Source organism: Methanolobus sp. ZRKC2, assembly GCF_045291185.1.
Classification (GTDB): Archaea; Halobacteriota; Methanosarcinia; order Methanosarcinales; family Methanosarcinaceae; genus Methanolobus.
On record NZ_CP146980.1, the window covers coordinates 2,662,456 to 2,684,035 of the forward strand.

General features: G+C 40.5%; 22 protein-coding genes and 1 tRNA gene. 13 read left to right on the forward strand and 10 right to left on the reverse strand.

Features of this window, described 5'->3' with window-relative positions:
• Nucleotides 1-27 precede the first annotated feature (27 nt).
• Entirely contained in the window at nt 28-2,139 is a 2,112-nt protein-coding gene (locus V7O62_RS12815) for a thioredoxin domain-containing protein (protein ID WP_406656726.1), read from the reverse strand.
• A 307-nt stretch (nt 2,140-2,446) separates the two neighbouring features.
• Between V7O62_RS12815 and V7O62_RS12820 the strand changes: the two genes are divergently transcribed.
• Complete coding sequence (locus V7O62_RS12820) at nt 2,447-2,932, forward strand: PEF-CTERM sorting domain-containing protein (RefSeq protein ID WP_406656727.1); 486 nt, start codon at nt 2,447-2,449, stop codon at nt 2,930-2,932.
• Between the two features lie 30 nt (nt 2,933-2,962).
• Here the strand turns inward: V7O62_RS12820 and V7O62_RS12825 are convergent, their stop codons facing one another.
• Nucleotides 2,963-3,448 (reverse strand): hypothetical protein, encoded by a 486-nt coding sequence (locus V7O62_RS12825; RefSeq protein ID WP_406656729.1) that lies wholly within the window; start codon nt 3,446-3,448, stop codon nt 2,963-2,965.
• 174 nt (nt 3,449-3,622) lie between these two features.
• On the opposite strand from V7O62_RS12825, the gene queC reads away from it, so the two are divergent.
• From queC to V7O62_RS12855, 6 genes are all read left to right on the forward strand, one after another.
• Entirely contained in the window at nt 3,623-4,330 is a 708-nt protein-coding gene (queC, locus tag V7O62_RS12830) for a 7-cyano-7-deazaguanine synthase QueC (RefSeq protein WP_406658302.1), read from the forward strand.
• Between the two features lie 17 nt (nt 4,331-4,347).
• Complete coding sequence (locus tag V7O62_RS12835; RefSeq protein ID WP_406656730.1) at nt 4,348-4,905, forward strand: DUF366 family protein; 558 nt, start codon at nt 4,348-4,350, stop codon at nt 4,903-4,905.
• A complete protein-coding gene (locus V7O62_RS12840) occupies nt 4,905-5,621 on the forward strand; it encodes a 7-carboxy-7-deazaguanine synthase QueE (protein WP_406658303.1) in 717 nt (238 codons plus the stop codon). The genes V7O62_RS12835 and V7O62_RS12840 overlap by 1 nt, the downstream gene beginning before the upstream one ends.
• Nucleotides 5,621-5,962 carry a 6-carboxytetrahydropterin synthase QueD gene (gene queD / locus V7O62_RS12845; protein WP_406656731.1) on the forward strand — a complete coding sequence of 114 codons (342 nt, stop codon included), beginning with the start codon at nt 5,621-5,623 and terminating at the stop codon, nt 5,960-5,962. Before V7O62_RS12840 ends, queD begins: the two co-directional genes overlap by 1 nt.
• Before the next feature lie 95 nt (nt 5,963-6,057).
• Complete coding sequence (nifB, locus tag V7O62_RS12850; protein WP_406656732.1) at nt 6,058-6,990, forward strand: nitrogenase cofactor biosynthesis protein NifB; 933 nt, start codon at nt 6,058-6,060, stop codon at nt 6,988-6,990.
• Nucleotides 6,991-7,066: 76 nt separating this feature from the next.
• Complete coding sequence (locus V7O62_RS12855) at nt 7,067-8,044, forward strand: methanogenesis marker 2 protein (RefSeq protein ID WP_406656733.1); 978 nt, start codon at nt 7,067-7,069, stop codon at nt 8,042-8,044.
• Between the two features lie 53 nt (nt 8,045-8,097).
• Here the strand turns inward: V7O62_RS12855 and V7O62_RS12860 are convergent, their stop codons facing one another.
• On the reverse strand, nt 8,098-8,391 hold the full coding sequence (locus V7O62_RS12860; RefSeq protein ID WP_406656734.1) for a hypothetical protein: 294 nt from the start codon (nt 8,389-8,391) through the stop codon (nt 8,098-8,100).
• 189 nt (nt 8,392-8,580) lie between these two features.
• On the opposite strand from V7O62_RS12860, the gene V7O62_RS12865 reads away from it, so the two are divergent.
• On the forward strand, nt 8,581-9,273 hold the full coding sequence (locus V7O62_RS12865; RefSeq protein ID WP_406656735.1) for a radical SAM protein: 693 nt from the start codon (nt 8,581-8,583) through the stop codon (nt 9,271-9,273).
• Nucleotides 9,274-9,278: 5 nt separating this feature from the next.
• Here V7O62_RS12865 and V7O62_RS12870 read toward each other — a convergent pair whose 3' ends face one another.
• Nucleotides 9,279-10,370: a hypothetical protein gene (locus V7O62_RS12870; protein ID WP_406656737.1), complete on the reverse strand. Its 1,092-nt coding sequence runs from the start codon at nt 10,368-10,370 to the stop codon at nt 9,279-9,281.
• A gap of 546 nt (nt 10,371-10,916) precedes the next feature.
• Between V7O62_RS12870 and V7O62_RS12875 the strand changes: the two genes are divergently transcribed.
• From V7O62_RS12875 to V7O62_RS12885, 3 genes are all read left to right on the forward strand, one after another.
• A complete protein-coding gene (locus tag V7O62_RS12875) occupies nt 10,917-11,228 on the forward strand; it encodes a DUF5611 family protein (RefSeq protein ID WP_406656738.1) in 312 nt (103 codons plus the stop codon).
• 41 nt (nt 11,229-11,269) lie between these two features.
• Entirely contained in the window at nt 11,270-11,776 is a 507-nt protein-coding gene (locus V7O62_RS12880) for a chorismate--pyruvate lyase family protein (protein WP_406656739.1), read from the forward strand.
• A gap of 84 nt (nt 11,777-11,860) precedes the next feature.
• Nucleotides 11,861-11,932 (forward strand) — tRNA-Thr (locus tag V7O62_RS12885).
• Between the two features lie 109 nt (nt 11,933-12,041).
• Here the strand turns inward: V7O62_RS12885 and V7O62_RS12890 are convergent.
• The gene (locus tag V7O62_RS12890; protein WP_406656740.1) at nt 12,042-14,066 is read right to left on the reverse strand and encodes a formylglycine-generating enzyme family protein; all 2,025 of its coding nucleotides are present in this window, start codon (nt 14,064-14,066) and stop codon (nt 12,042-12,044) included.
• A 498-nt stretch (nt 14,067-14,564) separates the two neighbouring features.
• The gene (locus tag V7O62_RS12895) at nt 14,565-16,298 is read right to left on the reverse strand and encodes a methyl-accepting chemotaxis protein (protein WP_406656741.1); all 1,734 of its coding nucleotides are present in this window, start codon (nt 16,296-16,298) and stop codon (nt 14,565-14,567) included.
• A gap of 420 nt (nt 16,299-16,718) precedes the next feature.
• Between V7O62_RS12895 and V7O62_RS12900 the strand changes: the two genes are divergently transcribed.
• Entirely contained in the window at nt 16,719-17,015 is a 297-nt protein-coding gene (locus V7O62_RS12900; RefSeq protein ID WP_406656742.1) for a DUF5658 family protein, read from the forward strand.
• A gap of 37 nt (nt 17,016-17,052) precedes the next feature.
• On the opposite strand, the gene V7O62_RS12905 is transcribed toward V7O62_RS12900, so the two are convergent.
• Complete coding sequence (locus V7O62_RS12905) at nt 17,053-17,589, reverse strand: cache domain-containing protein (protein ID WP_406656744.1); 537 nt, start codon at nt 17,587-17,589, stop codon at nt 17,053-17,055.
• Between the two features lie 321 nt (nt 17,590-17,910).
• Between V7O62_RS12905 and V7O62_RS12910 the strand changes: the two genes are divergently transcribed.
• A complete protein-coding gene (locus tag V7O62_RS12910; protein ID WP_406656746.1) occupies nt 17,911-19,830 on the forward strand; it encodes an ABC transporter substrate binding protein in 1,920 nt (639 codons plus the stop codon).
• Between the two features lie 231 nt (nt 19,831-20,061).
• Here the strand turns inward: V7O62_RS12910 and V7O62_RS12915 are convergent, their stop codons facing one another.
• The 3 genes from V7O62_RS12915 to V7O62_RS12925 form a co-directional block, all read right to left on the reverse strand.
• Nucleotides 20,062-20,214 (reverse strand): hypothetical protein, encoded by a 153-nt coding sequence (locus V7O62_RS12915; RefSeq protein WP_406656748.1) that lies wholly within the window; start codon nt 20,212-20,214, stop codon nt 20,062-20,064.
• Between the two features lie 172 nt (nt 20,215-20,386).
• Entirely contained in the window at nt 20,387-20,653 is a 267-nt protein-coding gene (locus V7O62_RS12920) for a hypothetical protein (protein ID WP_406656749.1), read from the reverse strand.
• 1 nt (nt 20,654) lies between these two features.
• Nucleotides 20,655-21,449, reverse strand: coding sequence for a hypothetical protein (locus V7O62_RS12925; protein ID WP_406656750.1), 795 nt, complete (start codon nt 21,447-21,449; stop codon nt 20,655-20,657).
• Nucleotides 21,450-21,580: the final 131 nt, after the last annotated feature.

Below are 21,580 nucleotides of genomic sequence, written 5' to 3' on the forward strand. Positions count from 1 at the left end.
CCGGATGTAGCATTTGTGATTGATTTTTTAGCGATCGGTTTTCAATAACCTACATATTTCTTCCACATTATTGGCAGGCAAGTTACAGTTGTGATTCTCACAAATATAGGCTGTTGTTTTTCCATCTTTCATTATCATATCGCTGACATACCCTGCGACATCTTCTATCTCCATACTTTCTTCGGCAGGTTTGAAAATTACTACTTTGTTGGGAAGGAACTCCTGGTCTATGCAGGATATAATTTCCTTTGTTTTTTCATTTCCGGATTCTCCTACCACAACAATTTCCCGGGAAGGTCCGATGGCAAAATCCAATGCACAAAGCAACTGTGTATATCCAATAGGCATCTTCGTGACCTGATTTGAGAAAGCGTCGAATATCCTATTGGCCATATTTTCAAGTTCAGTGCTGGCTGTAATACGTCCTAGTTGCAGGAAATTGAGAGCACAGACCGAGTTCCCGGAGGGAGTGGCTCCGTCATATACTTCCTTGTTGCGGAACAGCAGGGATTCGGAGTAATCTGAAGTATGGAAAAATCCTCCATATTCCTCATCCTGGAAATGTTCTGCCAGATGTCTATTGAGCCTTAATGCATGCTTCAGGTACTCTATTTTGAACGTAGTCTGGTAGAGTTCAATGAGACCCCATGTAAAATATGCATAATCTTCCAGGAATCCCTCAATGGCAGTTTCGCCTTCCCGGTACCTGTGAAAAAGCCTGTTTTCCTTATCCATTTCCAGAAGAATGAAATCGGCTGCCTTGCAGGCTAATTCAGCAAATGTCGTGTCTTTGAATGCCCTGGATGCTTTACAGAGCGCTACTATCATCAGGCCATTCCAATCTGTCAATATTTTGTCATCTTTAGCTGGATGAATGCGTTTCTCACGATGCTCGAATAATTTCGCTCTGATACTTTCATATTCGGCTTTCAGTCGGTCACTATCTTTGCCGTTACCTGCAGCTATATTTTCGAGGTCTTTTTCCTGATAAAAAATATTGGCACCTGTCTGTCTTCCGCTGGATTCGTCTTTGAAATTTCCTGTGGGGCTGGTATTGAACATTTGTTTTATTAACCCGGTTTCGTTTTCGTCTAGTAGGCTATCAAGTTCATCTTCTGTCCAGACGTAGAACTTTCCTTCCTCTCCTTCACTGTCAGCATCCTCGGCCGAATAGAAACCTCCCTCAGGTGAAAGCATGTCTCTGCTCACATAGTTTAATATCTCGCGGACAACTTCTTCATATTCAGGTTTGTGAATAGCCTGGTATGCTTCAGTAAAAGCAATGGTAAGCAGTGCCTGGTCATAGAGCATCTTCTCAAAATGAGGGACAATCCAGTGAGCATCAGTTGAATATCGGTGAAAACCAAACCCTATGTGATCATATATTCCACCACGTCGCATTTCCTGAAGCGTTTTGTCAACCATTGCAAGTGCATCATGCTTACCTGTTCTTTTCCAGTAGCGAAGCAGGAATGTCAGATGGTGGGGTGTGGGGAATTTAGGAGCATTGCCAAAGCCTCCTTTAGTTTTATCAAAGTTATCCCGGAGTTGTGTGAAAGCCTTATCAAAGATATTTTTGTTCAGGACATTATTTCCCGTTTTCAGGGATGCTTCGCCGACAGCGGTGACTATTTCCTCTGCATTGGATACAAGTTCTCCCTGCTTCTGGAACCACATATCCTTTACCATAGGTATGAGATCTAGTATACCGGTGGAACCGAATCTGCTCTCTTTTGGAATGTATGTTGTTGCAAGGAAGGGCTTTTTTTCAGGTGTCATAATTATAGTAAGTGGCCACCCGCCACGTCCTGTGAGTGCCTGACATACTGACATATATATGCTGTCGATATCCGGTCTTTCTTCCCTGTCAACTTTGACAGAAACAAAAGTTTCATTCATCAGGTGTGCAACTTCCTCATTCTCAAAGGATTCTTTTTCCATGACATGACACCAGTGACAGGTCGAGTACCCGATTGAAAGAAAGACAGGTTTGTTCTCTGCCTTTGCTTTCGTAAAAGCTTCTTCTCCCCAGGGGTACCAGTCCACAGGGTTATATGCGTGCTGGAGTAGATAGGGACTCTTTTCCAGAACTAGCCGATTGGCTTTTCTTCTTTTCGGATTAGCTCTGTTTTCCTTCAATCTGTCACCTGCCTGTTAACCTTCTGCTCAGTCGCAGCATTCTTATGATTGGTAACTTCACAAAAGCCGGAAGCTTTTTTTTGTTTCAAAATTAATTCCACCCCATTTTTACTGTAGATATCTTGTTATTTATATGTGATCTTTTATCCATGCATTTTATATTGCAGGCATCACTGAATCATCATCATTATAATCATCATTTAAAAAATTAGAATAAAGTATATATAATGCGCAGCTCTAACAACTTCAGTAATATAATTTAGAATAACTGTTCAGAAATGAAAAACTTTACTCCAGGTGGTACAAAATGGATAGACGCTTAATCTTTATATCGTTAATAATGTTTGCATCCGTTCTTTTGCTGAGCGGTTTGATGGCTGGTACAGGTGGTCAGGATGAACCAATTTCTGAAGGGGATGCCGGTGAAAATTATGTTTCATCCTCTGATGCTCCTGCTTCTGAACCGAAAGAAATTCCCGTTGAAGAAAAACCTCTGGAATCTACTGCAGATGAACCGGAAACAACGCCTTCTCTGGGGATGAGTGGTGGCTCTTCAGCTCCTACGAGAAGTAGTAGTTCTTCTTCGGGGCCTGGTGACGAAAAAAGTGATGTCCCCGATGACGGAAACAAAAGTGTCTTCGATGACGGAAACAAAAGTGTCTTCGATGACGGAAACAAAAGTGTCTCCGATGACGGAAACGGTGAACAAGCACAGGAAATTCCTGAATTCCCTACAATCGCACTCCCGATGCTTGCAATTGTAGGTCTGGCTTTTGTCTTCAGGCGAAAATAAAAAACTTCATTTGAACCGTTAAATAACGGTTCAAAAATTTACTTTCATGAACCCGCCAATCTGCTTTTTGCAGATGCTTGTGTGTTTTTCCTCGTCTTTTATGAGTTGTTCCAGATCTTCAAGGAACTCTTTTCTGTCATTTTCATTCTCGAAAAGTACATTGATGACATCAGGATCTGCATTCTTCATGTCCTTATAGGCATTCATGGCAAGAATTTCATATTTTACTATCTGGTTGAAAATCTCCGGTGCTGATAGCCCATCAAAATTAAAGATGTGTTTTGGAAGACCTTTTGGAGTAGTTTCCGGGACTTCAAGGTTAGCTTTTTTGAGCCATTTTTCTACTATTGATCCATGCCTGTCTGAATCGTGTGACAGCACTTCAAGGGCTTCAAGATTTTCATCCATCATTTCAATGCGTGCTTCCCAGGTGTTCATCTGCTCCATTTCCGACTCTACCCAATACATTTTCTGTATCAAGGAAATAAGAACTTCCCTGTCTTTGATAGCTGGCAACCAAAGTCCTCCTTTTCATTTATTCTCCATTATATATTTTATATTTAATATATTTATGTAATACTTAATCTATACACCGATGCTTACTTATAGTAAAACTATATTCTCCCAGTATTACTGAAGGATTATCATTGTTATCATTGATATTTATCAATCATATTATGGAGGATTCATATTACTACTTCAATAGCCCTTTTAAGCAGCGGTCTCGACTCTGTTACTTCTATATCAGTTGCAAGGGAGCATACTGAGATCAAATTGGCACTGGTTTTTGATTATGGCCAGCGTTCAGCCAGCCGTGAGATCGAATGTGCAAAGAAGATAAGTGAGCATTTAGGATTCGAACTTAGAGTAGTGAATCTTGAATGGCTCGCCGGTATTACTGCTACTTCTCTTGTCAACACCTCAAATGAGGTTCCTGCAATGTCCCTGGAAAAGATATCAAAGGGTGCAGATCCTTCCATAACTATTGAATCAGCAAAGAATGTCTGGGTGCCTAATCGCAATGGTGTGATGATAAATATTGCCGCAAGCTTTGCTGAGAGTATGGGGCTTGAAAATGTAATTGTGGGTTTCAATAAAGAAGAAGCTGTAACCTTTCCTGACAATTCCCGGGAATTCATCGATGCAATTGATGATTCTCTTTCTTATTCCACCTTGAATAAGGTAAAGGTAATGTCTCCTCTTATCGGAATGAACAAAAAGGAAATTGTTTCAAAGGCAATTGAGACCAATGCTCCGCTTGAGTTCAGCTGGAGCTGTTATCATGGAGAAGATGTGCCTTGTGGTATATGTGAAAGTTGTGTCAGAAGGAAACGTGCCTTTGCTGAGATGGGAGTGTCCGATCCACTATTGGTGAGGCTTGGAATAACACCTGAATAATCTGGTTTTGTGATAATATGGAATGCATTATTCTTAATGAATTAATTGATTATGACGGAAGCCAGATATCTTCCCTATGGGCCTATAATTTGGCTGATGTACAGGCGGATTCTATAATAGCTTTCAGAGGAGCATGTGATGTAAAAATAGAACATATGATAGACCTTGAGGATAAAAAGCAGGGTGATATCATATTCTCTACGGACATGCTTCATTTTATCATCGAACACTTCGACTCTACCGACCTGAAATTGGTATATGCAAGGCAGAGGCTTTTCACGGCAATCGTCAAAGAGATTCTTTCATCCCGATTATCTGAGATAGAAAGAAGGGGTGATGACCTTTTCATAAATGGTAACAAACTCACAGTGTCTATTGCCAGCACTTCTGCAGTGTCTCAGAAGATTCATTTCGGGATAAATGTAGTCCATGATTATTATGGCAGTCTGGATGAAATCGGAATTAAAGGAGATGAGATCGGTATCCTGATGAATGCAATAGCAAATGTCTATTTCAATGAGATAAATGATATCGAAAAAGACCTTCGCAAATCCAGGCCTCTGGATGTGATATGATGTCTGCTCCGGTAAGTGAAGTCTTTTGTTCTGTACAGGGGGAAGGCCCTTACGTTGGTTCCAGGCAGGCATTCGTGCGCTTTGCAGGTTGTAATCTCAGTTGTCACTACTGTGATACGCCTATTGAGGTACCGGAGAACTGTAGATTTGAGGAAATGTCAGGGTCGGGTTCCTTTAGTTATATGGAAAATCCTCTGTCCACGAGTGCTGTTGAAGAGATGGTGGGTTCCTTTGATAAGATACATTCGGTATCATTAACCGGTGGAGAACCTTTGTTGCATGCGGATTTCATATCCAAGCTGAACCTATCAAGCCCGTTGTATCTTGAATCTAATATGACCTTGCCACATCTAGCAAAGAAAGTCAGGGACAAACTATCCTATGTATCTGGTGATGTTAAGATGCTACCTCCATCTTCAATGGAGGATTATGAACACCACATTGAGAGAACCATTGAATGTTTTCGTGTATTAAAAAATACAAAAGACAGGGATTGTTTTTGCAAGATCGTAGTTACGAAGGATACTGATGCGGATGACATTGAAGGCGTCGTTGGGGCGATCTCTGGCTATATTTCATGCCTGGTGTTGCAACCTGTTTCACAGGTTGACAGTTTACCAATGCCTGGATATCTGCTCGATCTCCAGGAGAAGCTTCTCAATTGCGTTGACACGAAAATAATACCACAGACCCACAGGATGTGGGGGTGCCTATAATGAAAATGAGACTCGGAATAATAGATTATATTGACAGTGCCCATTATCTTCCGGAGCATGCTACCTGCGGAGTAGTTCACGGCCATACCTACAAGGTTGAGGTCGTTATCGCGGGAGAAAAGAAAGAGAGTGGAATGGTAATGGACTTCTACGAGATTAAAAAAGTAGTAAAGGAAGTTCTGAAAGAGTATGACCATGTCCTGCTGAATGAGATACTGGAGTACCCAAGTGTAGAAAACCTGTGTGAACATGTTCACGCGCGTCTTTCTTCAAGGCTTGATTTCTCAATTTCCCTCAAAATATGGGAAGGACAGGGTAAATGGTGTGAAATCTGCCCATAATTTATTGTCTTCCTGTATTGCAAACACAAAACTTTATCAATGGGTTTATGCTTAACTTGATCTGAATTTACAGGAGCTGCCAAGGAGCTGTAAATATGGAAAATAAGGAATCAGGTACATGTGAAATAGAAATTTCCAGGGACGCGGATATCAAGAGAGTGATAGCACAACATCCCTGTTATTCCAAAGAAGCCCAGCATAAGTTTGGGAGAATCCACCTGGCAGTTGCTCCGAAATGCAATATTCAGTGTAATTATTGTGACCGTAAGTTTGACTGCGTTAATGAAAGCAGGCCCGGTGTGACCAGTGAAGTGCTGACTCCTGAGGATGCTCTTGATAAGACAAGGCAGGTACTCAAAGAGTACCCTTTTATCAAGGTAGTAGGCGTTGCGGGTCCCGGTGATCCTCTTGCAAACGATGAGACTTTTGAAACTCTGGAACTAATCAAAAATGAGTTTCCTGATGCAACACTTTGCCTGAGTACTAACGGACTGGTGTTGCCTGAGAGAATGCCTGATATTCTGAGAACGGGAGTTACTACGCTAACGGTAACAATGAATGCTATCGATCCTGAGATTGAGGCTCAGCTGATAAGTCATGTTTCCTACAAGGGAAAGATTTACCGGGGTACTGAGGCGGCTGAGATCCTGATAAAGAACCAGCTGGAAGGTATAAGGCTTGCAGTCGATGCAGGTCTTGTCGTCAAGGTAAATACTGTGCTTGTTCCGGGTATCAATGACAGACACATAATTGAGGTTGCAAAGAAGATCAACGAGCTTGGTGTTTTTATCATGAATGTGATGCCGCTTATCTGCCAGGCGATGTTTGCTGATATGGAGGCACCTTCTCCTGCAGAATGTAAAGCTGTTCAGGATTCATGTGCACCTTATGTGCAGCAGATGAGACACTGTCGCCAGTGCAGGTCCGATGCTTTCGGCCTGATCGGAAAGGATCTCTCACAGATGAGTGAAGAGCGCAGAAATATCATTAAACTTGACATGAAAAAGAAGTCAGATGAGGAGGCTTAGGCCTTTTCACTGAAATCCACTCTGCTTGTGTCGTAAAACTATCTATTAATCATATCATTATTGTGCAGGTGTTTTTTTGTATATTGAAGAGCTTGCGGAAAGCATCAGGACTTTTGAAGGTGTAACTCGTAAAAAACCGATATCAGATATCGTTCGTATCTTTGAAACTGTACGTCCTGAGTATAGTGATGCAATTGTGGATTTCGGGGATGATGCAGCGGTAATCGATATTGGGACCGATGATGTTATACTTTTCGCGGCAGATGCCATATGGGGCAAGATAGTCAACAAAAGTCCATGGTGGACCGGTTATACATCCGTGGTTGTCAATGTGAATGATATCTCAGCTATGGGTGGAAGGCCTCTTGCAATGGTGAATGTCATGTCTTCCGATGATCATAGTTCTACCGAAGAGGTAATGAAAGGAATCAGGGACGGTATCAAGAAGTTCGGAGTACCCATGGTCGGAGGGCACATGCACCCTGACACACCTTACAATTCTCTTGCGGTTTCGATAATTGGTATAGCCAAAAAAGACAGCGTTATCAGGAGCGATACAGCAAGTCCGGGTGATGTTGTCATTGCAGCTTATGATATGGACGGAAGGGTCGGAAAGAACTCACCTTATAGTTGGGATACTACATCATTCAAGGAGTCGGCTGTTGTGCGTGAAAGGTTCATGGTCATGCAGGAGCTTGGCGAGAAAAGGCTCGTGACTGCGGGAAAAGATATAAGCAACCCCGGAACTATCGGTACGCTGGGCATGCTTTGTGAGGTAAGCAAAGTAGGAGCATCCGTTGATATCAGGAAGATACCAAGGCCTGATAATGTAGACTTTGAGCAATGGCTTAAGATATATCCTGCTACGGGCTATATACTGACGGTAAAAGAGGAAAAAGCTGCCGAATGTATTGAAGTGTTCGAAAAGACCGGCATCGTTGCCGCGGTTATCGGAAAGATCGAAGAGTCCCGTAAACTGGATATCTATGATGACAGTGGCAGGGCAACGGTCTTTGATTTCCTGAATGACGGAATAACAGGAATTGATGTCTAATTCTGGAATTCTGATATCGATAAATAAAAGTCAATTGAAGTATGGAGTTTTTGTCATTCGCTCTGAACCCATGCTTCTAACTCTTCTTTGAGGAATTTTTCTGCTGCCTGTACTACTTCAAGAGTTCCGCGTAGTACGATAACTTCTCTTTCATCACATTCTACTATATTGACGTTTATCTTTCTTCCAATAGGATCGAGGTCGAACTCCTCCACCAGATCATAAATGATATATGAAGGAGTTCCGGGTGGTATTATAAGGTCATAGAGGCCTTCTATTTCCTCTTCATCGATCTTTTCCCGGGATTTGCTTTCTTCCAGATCCTCTAGTTGTAATCTTTTTACCAATTTGATCACCTTATGTTTAGGGTTGATAGTCAGCGCCGGATAAATAGTAATCGCTGCTGGAAACTGATTCCTGGAAATCCGGAATAAAATCGTTTCCTGGTTATTCGTGTGGCATAAAGGAATTCAAAATTGAAATTAATAGATAGTGATATCTTTAATGCAATTGTAATATGTCTGGGAAGGATTTGAATGAGACTGATAGACCTGTCGGATGCCAAGGGGCAGATACGCGTGGAATTTGCAGGATGTAATATGAAATGCCCTTACTGTGTCCATATACATCAGCCAATGAAGGAATGGTCCGTTGAGGATATCGTGGAATTTGCAAAAAAATCTACAACACAAAATGTTTATCTTGGTGGTGCGGAGCCAACTCTGCAGAAAGATCTTTTGCAATTGATTGAAGAACTAAGCGGTGCAGGTAAAAAGGTGATCCTGAAGTCCAATGGAATGAAGCCTGATGTGCTGGAGAAAACGCTTCCCTTTGTTGAGGGTTTTGTGCTTGAGATCAAGGCTCCACTTGATGACATCCCTGCTATTATGGAATTGACAGGAATGTCTGAAAAACGCACTAAAAAATATGTTGGCCTGCTGCGCCAGTCCCTGGAGATTGCACGGCATAAGTGGCTCAGGATCTGGATAAGGGTGATTCCCGAATATGTAAATGTTAATACGATGCAACATATCCTGCCTGATCTTGAAGGTGCTTCTGAAGTAATGCTTTATCAGTTCATGAGTAATCCTGATTTTGATCTGCCGTTTAAGGGACATGAGAAACCTACTCCATCATGGAGTGAGCTCAGTGAACTCGGGGAAATAGTGCTTCCGAAAGTGCCAATGGTACGTCTTGTAGGAGACAAGGGAAAAACGGTGCTGAAGTAGTGAATTCAATCTGTCTCCTGGGCTTCTTTTCCAAAACGCCTGACGTATATCGGACGATATCTGTCGTACAAGACTACATTCAGCGTAAGAAGCAGGATGAAGAATAGGGTGACTCCCACGCTTATCGAACTTTCATATCTGGGAGCTATGAATAAGTCGTAAACAATGATTATTCCGGAATTCACAACAGACATTATGGCAAATTCCCTGATTATGGATTCCCAGTGTGTCCCACGCCTGGCAAACCAATGACTTAATGCGGTATTTACTATGATGACAAACGTTACTGCTATGGCTATCTGGGCATTTGTAGCCTGCACGCCAGGAAGCACCTGAGCAAAGATTATGCTCAGGAGTGAGACGAGTAAGACCTTTTCGAAAAGTTCGCGGTTAAAAATAGGTCTTCTTGTATCTTTGGAATAATATATCCCATAATTGACAATATTAGATGGGATGGGATCGGCAGCAATCGAAAATCCTTTTTGCGGTTTTGGCATCCCTTTGAGTATTAACCATACGCCAATTATAACAACTGCTGACCATCCTACCAGGATTAGTATGGTCCAGGGGTTTGCCTTTATCATGTCTGTTGTGTCTATCTGGGCTATGTGTATCCAGTATTCCTGTGGAAGTTTTATGAATATCCAGATAAATGCTACTGAAGCTATTATTTGCTTTTTTGTCAGTATTGTGGGTTTCCACTTCAACCGGACGACTTCATAGAATATGAAGAAGTATTCGAAAACGTTCGGGAATATAAGTAGCAATAGGCGCAATTGTGTCAGTTCAAAAAGTGCTACACCAAGCAACCGATAGTAGAAGAGGAAACGACTCCACTTGAAAGCATACTGGTTTGTCCAGTTGCGCAATGTGGAAAGATAGGTGATGGCCAGATAATAAATGTCAAGGGCCTTGTCATATCCCTGATACCCTTCCAGTGGAAGGGAGGTGAACTGCTGGAAGATTGTCTGGTCTACGCCGTCAAGGACCAAAGATGCTACAATAGCCGGAAGAGGATATTTCGGAATGGCCAGAGGTATAAAGAAACGTGCAAGAATGACAGCCCAGAATACCAGCATATCAACTGTGTCAACCAAACTAAGTCAACTCCCTTTCTTTCCCCGGCAATTTCACTGCAGCAATTCATATTCAGACACGTGACCTATGCTTGAATGATTTGTTTCACAATGTCTGCATCGAAAAGATTGGTGAACTTACAAGTAATTATATGTGTTGTTTATCATTTAAAGTCTTTCAAAATGAATTCTAATGCATTTAGTATCATTTTTTTTAAAACAGGTCTGCTGCATCTTCTGTATGCACTCCATACGGTCCGGGATGCTGTTGCTGGAAGGGATATCGGGTCTGGAAGTTTTCCTTAGCTTGAATTCATTGGAAACCGCTGATTTTTGATTGGTGGAGAGATTAATCGAATTATTGTTAGAATTGAAGTTTTTTGGTACAATTGATGAGTGGAAAAGGTTAGTTACAATGGGATCGAAGTGTCTGGACAGAGGAAAATTCAGATTCTGATATATTTGTCTTGTTTGAAGGCATTAGATACTGACTTTAAGAACAATTTCTTCTTCGCAGACTACCGGTAAATTTATTCCTATTAAGTCTATTATATAGGTCTGATTGAAATGCAGGAATACAAGTTAAAGCGTGGTTTTAAACCTGATATGGATAGGATATACGAATGCCTGAATGATGCTTTTCCGAGTGACATCGAGAAAGAAGGTGAAAAGTTTGTTGTTTCTTATGGTGTTCTTTCCAGCCTGACTGTATGGATCGAAGGTAAGAAACTGGCTGTTGATACGGTCTCCGATGCTTCCGTAACTGATGATGAGCTTATTCTGGATTCAAATAAGCGTTTCAGGGATTTCCTTTATAGTGCTACAGGTTACACTGCTAAGGAGCGTCTGAAGCAAGCAAAGAAGGAAGTTTCCAAATAAATCCCCTTGGCCCGTTGTGCCAGCTTTGGAAAATTACTAACATGAATTTTATTGAAAAACTGAAGAGCTTTGATATCCCCACATGTCTGAGAGTATGTGCAGGAACTGACGGCTCGGTGACCTTCCTGCTGGAGATCATGACCAAACACGAAACTGCGGTTGTGACCGAATACCAGCATATCATTCCGGCAGATGAGAGGATGGCAGGGATTTTTGATGTTAAGGTAGGCGCGGATATTAATGATCGTGTTGTCACATTAACGGCAGATGATATTCCTTACGTATATGCCCGCTCCCTGTCCCCCATTGAAAAAATGCCAGAAGGCGTGCGCAATGACATGATGAGGGCCGATATCCCGATAGGAAAGATTCTGCGTGATCACAATATCGAGACACGCAGGGACTTTGAGAATATTGAGCTTATCGATCATGAACCTCTTTTCGGGATGGATACTGTACTCTCCCGATCCTATCGGATCGTGCACCACAATGGTGTCCTGATGTGGATAAACGAGCGATTCCCGGTGGATTCCCGCTGGGAGCTATAACCTTTTATAAGCTCCTGTTTTCCGACCGAAACATTATTAATTGATTCTGCATATTATGGGGAAGCACCCCACTACTCATTCTGTGCCTCGGTGGCTTAGGGGTATAGCGCGTCCTTGGTAAGGACGAGGTCGCGGGTTCAAATCCCGCCCGAGGCTCTACTTATCTAAAATTCAAATTCCTTTTTGATTTAGCATATAAGGAAGATGCAATAGAAAAAATGGATGGGAGAAGTCTAGGTTCTTAGATGATAGTGCTGTGCTAGCACTAAATGTCCATAACTACACGAAAACCTATGTTGTTGCTACCATCAAGCTGTGGATGGTAATAGAAACGGCTAGTTGAGCGGCAATTAGCAGCTTTATCATTCCAACTTCCTCCACGAATAACCCTACCATAATCGCTATAATCTTCCCATGAGCTCCCGTCAACTGGACTAAACTTATAGATTGGGTGGTAGTTGTCCTGAACCCATTCATGGACATTACCATGCATATCATATAGCCCCCACAAATTGCACATTTTTTGTCCTACTGGCTGTGTTTTTGTTTCTGAGTTTGAAGAATACCATGAATATTTATTTAAACCGGATATACTATCTCCAAAAAAGTATTTAGTACTAGTTCCTGCTCTACATGCATATTCCCATTCAGCTTCTGATGGTAAACGGTATTTATCTGTCCCTTCAATTTCATTTAGTGCAACAATAAAATCTTGGGCATCATTCCATGAAATTCCTTCCACTGGATTATTATCTCCTATAAATCGAGAAGGGTTATTCTCCATAACTGCAAACCATTGCTCTTGAGTGACTTCATACTTGCCAATGTAGAAAGCTTTCCCCATAGTCACTTCATGAATAGGTTGTTCATCATCAGGTCCATCATTCGAACCCATTTTGAACTTGCCCTCAGGAATTTGAACGAATTCCATACCAATAGAATTATTGTATGTCTTTGTTCCTACTTTTGGAATTACTTTATTGGTAATGGTTTCAGTTATTATATGGTCGGTGTAATTTTCATTAACTGTATCATGAGTTATATTGGCAATTTGACTATCATTTCCATTAGTCGAATTAGTCAAATTAATATTTTTAGAAATATCATCAATTGAATCATCATTATTGATATACAAATTTTCAGGTTTGTCAGCTGCTAAGACTTCACTTGAAATGACTGGTTCCTGAACATGAATAGTATCGTGATTGTCAGTGCTTCCTGAAAAACCAAACCATAAAATACCAAGTAAAATGAGTGCTAATATTGGAATTAACAACTTTCTTTTATCACTTTGTTTCGCCGATTCTGTCCCCTCTTCTTTGTGAAGTTCGTCCACTTGCTCATGATTTTCATGGGCAATAAGAGCTATTTCTTCATTATTTCTCTTATTTAAATTGGTATTGATGGCTGTGTGTTGAACAACGCTGTCATGAATGTTAATGGGTGAAGATTCTGATTCTATTTTGCTTCTTTGCATCACACTGTCTTTTGCATCTAGGGCAGATGAGCTATTACCGATTGAGAATGAGCTACGTTGAACAACAGAATCGATAATGTTAATGACATGTTCATGTTTGATGACTCCGATTTCCTTTGCGGAGTCTACAGTCTTGACCATGTGCTTGAGTTCTGACACGATTTCATTGAGGAAACCATGTATTCCATGAGTTTTGTCGGAAACAGCCCTTTGCATGACCTGTGTGAAGCCTTCTTGCTCTTTAATGAGAACTGTGAGTAGGTAGTATGCCTTCTCGCCTACTGATTCACTTGAAAAGTAAATGACTTCGCCGTCATCAATTGAATACTCATCCACTTTGTGCAGGCGATTTGCACAGCTCTGCATGAGGAATAATTTCAATTGCGAGGCATTGACTCCTTGGAAATTGATGCCTGTTTCAACCGAGTGACCAGAATTTGATAGCTCAAAGAAATTTGTTTTAGTAATTGGTTTTGGTCGTAAGAATGGACATACGCAATGTATTTCCTTGGGTTTCATTGTGATAACGTGTTTTTCCCACCTGTGATCACGATATGTTATAGTAGCTTCAACAAACTCTTTATGAACACAGCCAAGAGGTTTAAGAATATATTTTACAGTGCGTGGGACGGTAGGTGGTATACTATCAAGTTTGTGAACTTTCCCATCTTCCAACTTGAGTAATGATTCGTTATAATCGAGTATGACTTGAATGTCAGTTATGACTGCGTCTGTGTTGTTGGTGATTCTTATTCCAAACCTAACGTCATTGTCAGGAAGAACTTCATACCCACGACGTATTTCGATATCCATAATAAACCGTCTACATAAATTTACTTGATAATATAAGAATACTTTGACTACATAAAAAGTAAGCTATTAGCTTAGATGAATTGATTTCTAATTTTCCATAGACATCATGTCTATAATTATGGGATTTCCTCATCAAATTAAAAGAATTAGAATTTAAGGAGAGTCACATCAGGAGGCAAAAATTAGACTGGATACTGATAGTTTAAGGCGTTAAACATATAGATGCAGAATTGATGGGGAAACACGGTTATTAAAATCTGAATATTAATTTTCCAAGACGGTTCTTTTGCTAAGAGATATGCAAGATGAGAACATTTCATTGAAGTTATAGAAGATATTAGGATAAAGGCTTGCAGAAGCCAAGAACAAGGCCAAAGGAAATATTGGCAGATGCAGTTTATGATGACATTGATATAAGGCAACATATGAACGACTTAACATAGTGTTAAGTGTAGATGAGGTTTCTTTAAAACCCCTTCTTATTCCATTTTCACGCTATCATCCTTCATTAGAATCTAACTTGAAGTGTGATACTGCATCCTGTAAGTTATCTGCCATCTGTGAAAGGTCCTGTGCTGAATTTGCAAGTTCCTGCATTGATGCTGTTTGTTGTTCTACAGCAGCAGAGGCTTCTTGAGTACCGGCAGCAGACTGTTCAGATATTGCAGATACCTCCTCTACGGAAGCTGTAACTTCTTCAATAGATGCGGACTGCTCTTCCGCAGCTGCCGCAATCTCCTGCACCATCTTGGTGAGTTCTTCACCGCATGCAACGATTTGTTGTATCTCACTGGCTGTTTCGTTAAGTGATAGAGCACCTTCGTTAACTTCCTCAGTACCACGATCCATAGAGTTCACAGCATTCAGGGTACCTTCCTGTATTTCATGGATAAGGTCAGCTATTTGCTGGGCAGCATGACCTGAATCCTCGGCAAGTTTTCTGACTTCATCCGCAACTACGGCAAACCCACGGCCGTGCTCACCTGCACGGGCAGCCTCGATTGCTGCATTGAGTGCAAGCAGATTTGTCTGGTCTGCAATGTTGGTAATCAAGGTGACGATCTCACCGATTTGCTTGGATTTTTCATCCAGCTCCTTGATGACTTCTGCTGAGTCACCTACAACTGTCTTAATACTGTCCATCTTGATCAGCAAATCTTGCGAATTATTGCCAAGTTGCTGTATTTGATTATTGGTAGTACCTGTATTCTCAGCAGCCTTCAGTGCGTTGATTGCAACCTCTTGTACTGTCCTAGTCATATCGTTCATTGTGCGTGAAACTTCTTGATTCTTAAAGGACTGATTTTGCGAGCCCTTGGAGATTTCTCCGACGGTATCTGCAATTTGGGTTGATGCTGCGGTCATCTCTTCGGATGATGCAGCCATCTCTTCAGAGGTAGCTGCAACCTTTGAAGCACCTTGCTGGACTTCTCCCACAAGATAACGCAGATTTGAGACCATGGAATTCACTGCTCCGGCTAACTGACCTATCTCATCTTTGGAGTCACTTGTGACCTCAACCGTAAGGTCTCCATCGGCAACTCTAATGGTAGCATCAAGTAGATTTGAAATCGGTTTTGTTATGGACCATACAATTGACTGCGCTAAAAAATATCCAAAAGCTACAATTATCAATGATATTGCCAGTAGAATGACCAATGCATTATTTAGGCTTGCTTGTTTATTTTGATTCATCTGGACATATGCTTTGACCATTTCATTATTTCTTCTGAGCATTTCAGGGCCATTTATTTCAATAAATTCCATTGCATCGGATACTGCAGGATTTACTTCCCCATCTATAAGGGTTGGTTCATTGACTATTATATATCCATTCTTTTTGTACTCAATCCAGAGTTCCTCAGTATTCAGAACAATAGGCATTATTTCATCATTTGTTGGAGGTAGGATTTTATCATTTGCTATTCCTGGCGCAACACCACCATCCTTTAAAGCATAAAAAGATTTGTCATGTAAATCAATTATATCTTTTAATGTTTCTTTCTTTTCTGTAACATCTTCTCCTTTTATTGCTCCAAAGATAACCTGTTCCGCGTAAAATCCAGCTCGCTGAGACAACATCCTATCTCTTCCGGCTGCATCAATAATTGCTCCATCTGCCTCTTGTGCAGATTGAAAATATTTTATTGAACCAAATGTTGCGATCGAAACAAAAAACATCAGCGTTAATATCAAAATCAGTTTCTTGGAAATAGGTATGTTATTCAGCACAAAAGCACCTCTTTTAAAAAAATATTATTCCTTTATGCAAATGTATTAATCAATAAAAATTTGCATAAAATAATCTCCATCTTCTTTATCAACATTTAATATATTAATATTTATATATTTTATGTATATTGGTCATCCAGAAGATCGGCTCTCAAAATACACCCAATTTGTAATTTCCATGACCTTCAGCAGAGAGTCTCATACAACTTTTAAATTTACTTTTTTCCCTTTCCTAATTATATCACATTTTTTATCTTCATGACACTATAAAATTATGTCGAAAGTTTTAAATCATTTCTGACGTTATACTGCGATTAGGTAGTTGACTTAAATTCAAGTGGTGTACGAATATGAAATATGCTATAGACGAGCTTGCTTGTCAGATATGTACTTCAGGCATCCCAAAGCAGGGGGTTTGAAATGTCTTTTTTAGAGGATATCAAACCGGTACTGCTTTTGTATGTTGTAGGAGATACGTTAACAACTCTTTATGCATTGCAGACTGGTATGTTCTATGAAGGAAATCCTGTGTTGTCCCGGATTTTCAGTATGTACGGTTATACTGCATTGATACCTCTGAAAATAGGTTTCATGTTTGTGTTATATCACGTGTACAGGAATGCAGGCCGCTATTACTGGAACATCACAAGGTATGCAGTAACCGGTATTGGTCTCCTTGCAACTGTAAGCAATATGGCAGTTGTTCTATACAGTTGAGCCGGAAGCTGTCATTACTTTTTGTTATGCCCATTTATTATTCTATGTAGTAGCCCGATCCAACAAGGTATGTCTCATTGCCTATGGAAGCCCTTTTGATGTATGTGTGCTTCAGGGAGGGCTCTGTCTCGCCGGGTTTTGGCCAGTAGTAATCGACCCATCCTTCACCTTCTTCACTCAAGGCCGTATCGATAAAGAGCCTGCCTATAGGCTTGCCGTTGAAATCCTCCAGATCACTCATATTCTGGCCTTCGTCGCTCACGTCAGGTGGATAGACAACCCGTACTCCGTCTGTCTTCCAGACGAATATATAGGAATCGTTATGGAACCACTCACTGTCGTTTTCCCTTAATTCAGGAAATGCCAGTTCTCCTTTCTCCTCCATCAGGTTAATAGCTGCATTGACCTGGGATGTCGTATACTCTTCCTGCGAGGACAGATTGGCTTTGTTTTCTTCCACTACCTGTTCTTCCGTTCCACAAACGGATGACTCTTGTGGCATTACACAACCGGCAGCCGCCAGGAGGAGGGTAGTTGTGAAAAAGATGCCAAGCATGAATTTTGGATTATTCATTTTAATTCCTCTCAAATCAATGTTTAAGCATCTGCATAGTAATTAGTATATGCAAAATTCATTGATTGCCTAATATGACTGGCTTTTCTGTTTAGCGGATAGTATGTTATGTTCTCAATAAATATTTGGTGACATGTTCAAATGTTGCAACGTGTGTATAGTCCATTTTTGAAAATGCTTGTCAATAGGTGGTATGACTCATCATATAGTTTGTAACAGTTAAACTGGTTTTATTTTTCAATATATTTATATACTATTCATTTTAAAATTAAAATGTGTACCATATGGATTAACTGCTTGGACAATAAGGTTCCCGATCACATGAAATTAATGAAAAACGCCCGTCTTTTCCTAATGCTACTCTTTGCATTAAGTCTTTTATTTGGAAAAATAATCCTTGTTTCTGCTAATGGATATAGCAATTTCGAACTATCAAATGAGTACGACGATGAGCCAGCAACTATACTCATACTTCATTCCTATTATCCTAACTATGAATGGTCAGCTGATATAACAAATGGAATCATGGATGTTCTGAAAAACAGCGAGTACCGGGATTCTGAAATCTATTTCGAATATATGGACGCAAAAAGGCATTCTTCACCGGAATACATAGCCAGCCTTTCTGAAGTCTACAGGTACAAATATGCAGATTTTGAACAGTTTGATCTCATAATAGTATCTGATAATCATGCAATAGATTTCTTGTGCTCAGACGTAGGAACCGAGATATTCCCTTTTCATATTCCTGTTGTATTCTGTGGGGCCAATGACTACGATCCTGAGTGGCATGAAAACAGGCCCAGAACAACCGGTGTTATCGAATTGATTGAACCCTCCGAGACTCTTGATTTCATCTTGAGGGTTCATCCTGAAACAAAAAATCTTCTCGTAATAAGCGATCACAATACACATACATCCCGGATTGTCACAGAGCAGGCAAGGCAGGAATTTGCACCTTATAATAATACATTACAGATCGATTATCTTGAAGACGTAACTGCATACCAAATGCAGGAAACGGTTGCCTCTGTTTCTGATGATACGGTTATATTTTTGCTTTTATTCAACAGGGATAAAGCAGGCCAGGAAGTAACAATGATAGAATCCATTGAGATAGTTGCAACAAATGCAAAAGTACCAGTCTATTCATCATGGGACTTCTATCTAGAGAATGGAATTGTGGGAGGTAAGCTGACGAGTGCCTATAACGAAGGAAAGCTTGCCGGTGAACTTGGTGTAAGGGTACTTGATGGAGAGGATCCTGCAAATATTCCTGTACTGGGTAGTGAATATCATGAATTTATGTTCGATTGCGAACAACTGAAACGTTTCTCAATATCCCTGGATGAACTTCCGGAAGATAGCATTCTTGTCAACTGCGATCAAAGTTTCTATAAATTGTACAAAGAAGAGATACTGCTAACTTCAATGACAATTATTTTTCTGCTTTTGCTGGTTTCATTTCTTCTGGCCAATGAAAGAAAACTCAAAGGTACCCAAGCTGAGTTACTGGCTGCAAAAGAAAAAGCCGAGGATGCTGACAGGTTGAAGTCCGTATTTATTGCCAATATGAGTCATGAACTACGTACTCCTCTCAACGGTATACTGGGCTTTTCCGAGATGATGCAAATGCCTAATATCTCTGCTGAAAAGAAACTGAGATATGCAGATATCATCAATACAAGTGGAAAACAGTTGTTGGGTCTGATAAATGATATTCTGGATATTTCAAGCATAGAAGCCGGTAAAGTAGTGGTTGATAATCGTGAAATCAACGTCATGAAAATGCTCCAGGATTTGTATTCAGTGTTCAAACCGCAGTTTGATCTAAAGAAACCGTCTGTGGATCTTATACTCAATCCTGGTCCGGATAGTCTTGATAATAGTCCTGTTATTCACTCGGATGAACAAATGATACGCCAGATACTTACCAATCTTCTGGGTAACGCTATGAAGTTTACGCAGGAAGGTTCGGTGGAGTTTGGATACAGAATACTTGAAGGGGATATTCTGGAATTCTATGTGATGGATACAGGCATTGGTATCCCGGAGGATAAATTTGATTGTGTTTTCGGACGCTTCAAGCAGGTAGATGATAGTTCCTCAAGGCAGTACGAGGGTACAGGTCTTGGTATGTCAATATCAAAAGGTCTCGCACAACTGTTGGGCGGTGACATCGAATTTGAATCCAGGCCTGATGTGGGCAGCACTTTCTATTTTAGAGTACCTTCCATTTAGGATGAGAGCTGACACTATGTTAATTGAAAATTGTTTAAAAATTAATAAATGTCCCTCTTAATTATGTCTCTGAGAGGGCAGGAGGAAAAGCAATTTTAATCACTGAAGAGTCCACAGAGCTCTATGAAGGGCTGTTTTAAAGCTCTTGGAAACGCTTTGATTTAAAAAGTAAATGCTTAATGTTCTTCCATTTGCAGAAAATTCTTTCAGCACATCCACAATCATTCATTTTCACATATTAAGAATTCCGGCCATTCTGGTTACAAGTCCATTGATCTTCTGCTGATCAGATGTCTTTCTATTTTCTTCTGATTTTAATAAATGGCTGTACCTGTTGATCATTTCCAGACCTTCTTCATGCATGGGACCTGTTAGTTTTTTCATCTGAGTGCCTCGAAACATATTTTTAAGCACTCGAATTATAATTATGATTTATATTCTTTTTGCGTGCGAGGTGAAAGTATTATTTTTATTCTATCAATGATTACAATAAAAAGGTTGAATTGATCAAGCTAACTTTGCTTTCTAGATAAAAAAATAAAAGGAGATTTTCTGATCATTCTGAAAATCCGCTAAGATCATCAAATTCCATTCCTTCGAGATCCGCTTTCAATCTGTCAAGATCTTCCTGGGATATGGAATCAACTTCTTCAGAATTATTTTCAGGATTTTCCAACGGTTCTACCTCTGTAGAGGTAGGTATATCAGGCGCATCTGGTAAATTTGTATCATTGTCGTCAGACGTTTGTTCTCTTTCGGCACAGCCGCAGGCCCCCAGGAACAGGGATAGTATCAGCAGGCATGAAATTATGTTCTTTTTCATTTTATTCGCCTCCGGTTACCATCAGGTTATAGGCCTGGTTCAGGTGTCCGTGGGCGCTGATAAGATTACCTCTTGCAATTCTAAGGTAGTTGTTACCATTGGAAAATTTCACTAATGGAGTGCCTGGAAGAGCTACCTGATCGTATTCAGCTTCTGCGTTATCAATGTTCTCACGAGCATTCTCAAGTTCGGTTTTGGCCAAGTCAAGTTTCTCGATGATAATTTCATTTTCTTCTATGCTTTCTGCAGCTTTCCTTAGTGTCACTTCGTACTCTTCAACGGTGTCGGCTTTTGTATTGGCTATATGCACCCAAATGTTTCCTGAGTTTCTTGCAACATCGGTGAGCAGTTCGATGTATTTTCCAGCCATCTTAAGATATACTATGCCCATGTCCAGCTCATTATGAATTGCATCCACATCTTCTCTCAGTTCTTCAATTGTCTGCAAGTTCGCCTCGACATCCTCATGAATGGTCTCTTTGAGTTCATCAGGGATTTCGGGATTTTCCTCTGTCTCCAAGTCTTTCCATATAAGCCAGGCCTGTGCCTCATCAAGAGCAGCATGTAGCGCATCCTTTCCTGTGTCGATAACTGCCTGTTTGTTTTCGTTTGTCTTATCCGAGGCCCATGCTACCTTTGCTTCACGGTGGGCTTCCTGAGTTTCAGAGCTTTTTTCTTTAGCATCAAACCACTCCTGCTTAGCCTCGCTGGCAGTGGAAGTTGCTGCTGCCAGTGGCTGAATCAGGAGCATTGAAAGCATCAAAAAAGATATGCATAATGTCCTTGTTTTTCCCATGTTTTGCTTCTCCGTTTACTTGTGTAGTTTTATTTTATCTTCATACTGCTCTTTGTACTAATATTTGCTATAGTTATTGTTGTGTATTCATTTGTATACAATAGTATTGTTTTGAATTCTAATATATACAT

Bases quoted from the DNA above. Each gene is read 5' to 3' on its own strand.
- nifB (WP_406656732.1), top strand. From the start codon at position 6,058: ATGGAAAATAAGGAATCAGGTACATGTGAAATAGAAATTTCCAGGGAC.
- V7O62_RS12925 (WP_406656750.1), bottom strand. From the start codon at position 21,449: ATGGGAAAAACAAGGACATTATGCATATCTTTTTTGATGCTTTCAATG.
- V7O62_RS12890 (WP_406656740.1), bottom strand. From the start codon at position 14,066: ATGGATATCGAAATACGTCGTGGGTATGAAGTTCTTCCTGACAATGAC.
- V7O62_RS12920 (WP_406656749.1), bottom strand. From the start codon at position 20,653: ATGAAAAAGAACATAATTTCATGCCTGCTGATACTATCCCTGTTCCTG.
- V7O62_RS12880 (WP_406656739.1), top strand. From the start codon at position 11,270: ATGAATTTTATTGAAAAACTGAAGAGCTTTGATATCCCCACATGTCTG.
- V7O62_RS12840 (WP_406658303.1), top strand. From the start codon at position 4,905: ATGTCTGCTCCGGTAAGTGAAGTCTTTTGTTCTGTACAGGGGGAAGGC.
- V7O62_RS12905 (WP_406656744.1), bottom strand. From the start codon at position 17,589: ATGAATAATCCAAAATTCATGCTTGGCATCTTTTTCACAACTACCCTC.
- V7O62_RS12915 (WP_406656748.1), bottom strand. From the start codon at position 20,214: ATGAAAAAACTAACAGGTCCCATGCATGAAGAAGGTCTGGAAATGATC.
- V7O62_RS12875 (WP_406656738.1), top strand. From the start codon at position 10,917: ATGCAGGAATACAAGTTAAAGCGTGGTTTTAAACCTGATATGGATAGG.
- V7O62_RS12820 (WP_406656727.1), top strand. From the start codon at position 2,447: ATGGATAGACGCTTAATCTTTATATCGTTAATAATGTTTGCATCCGTT.
- queD (WP_406656731.1), top strand. From the start codon at position 5,621: ATGAAAATGAGACTCGGAATAATAGATTATATTGACAGTGCCCATTAT.
- V7O62_RS12900 (WP_406656742.1), top strand. From the start codon at position 16,719: ATGTCTTTTTTAGAGGATATCAAACCGGTACTGCTTTTGTATGTTGTA.
- V7O62_RS12865 (WP_406656735.1), top strand. From the start codon at position 8,581: ATGAGACTGATAGACCTGTCGGATGCCAAGGGGCAGATACGCGTGGAA.
- V7O62_RS12835 (WP_406656730.1), top strand. From the start codon at position 4,348: ATGGAATGCATTATTCTTAATGAATTAATTGATTATGACGGAAGCCAG.
- V7O62_RS12910 (WP_406656746.1), top strand. From the start codon at position 17,911: ATGAAATTAATGAAAAACGCCCGTCTTTTCCTAATGCTACTCTTTGCA.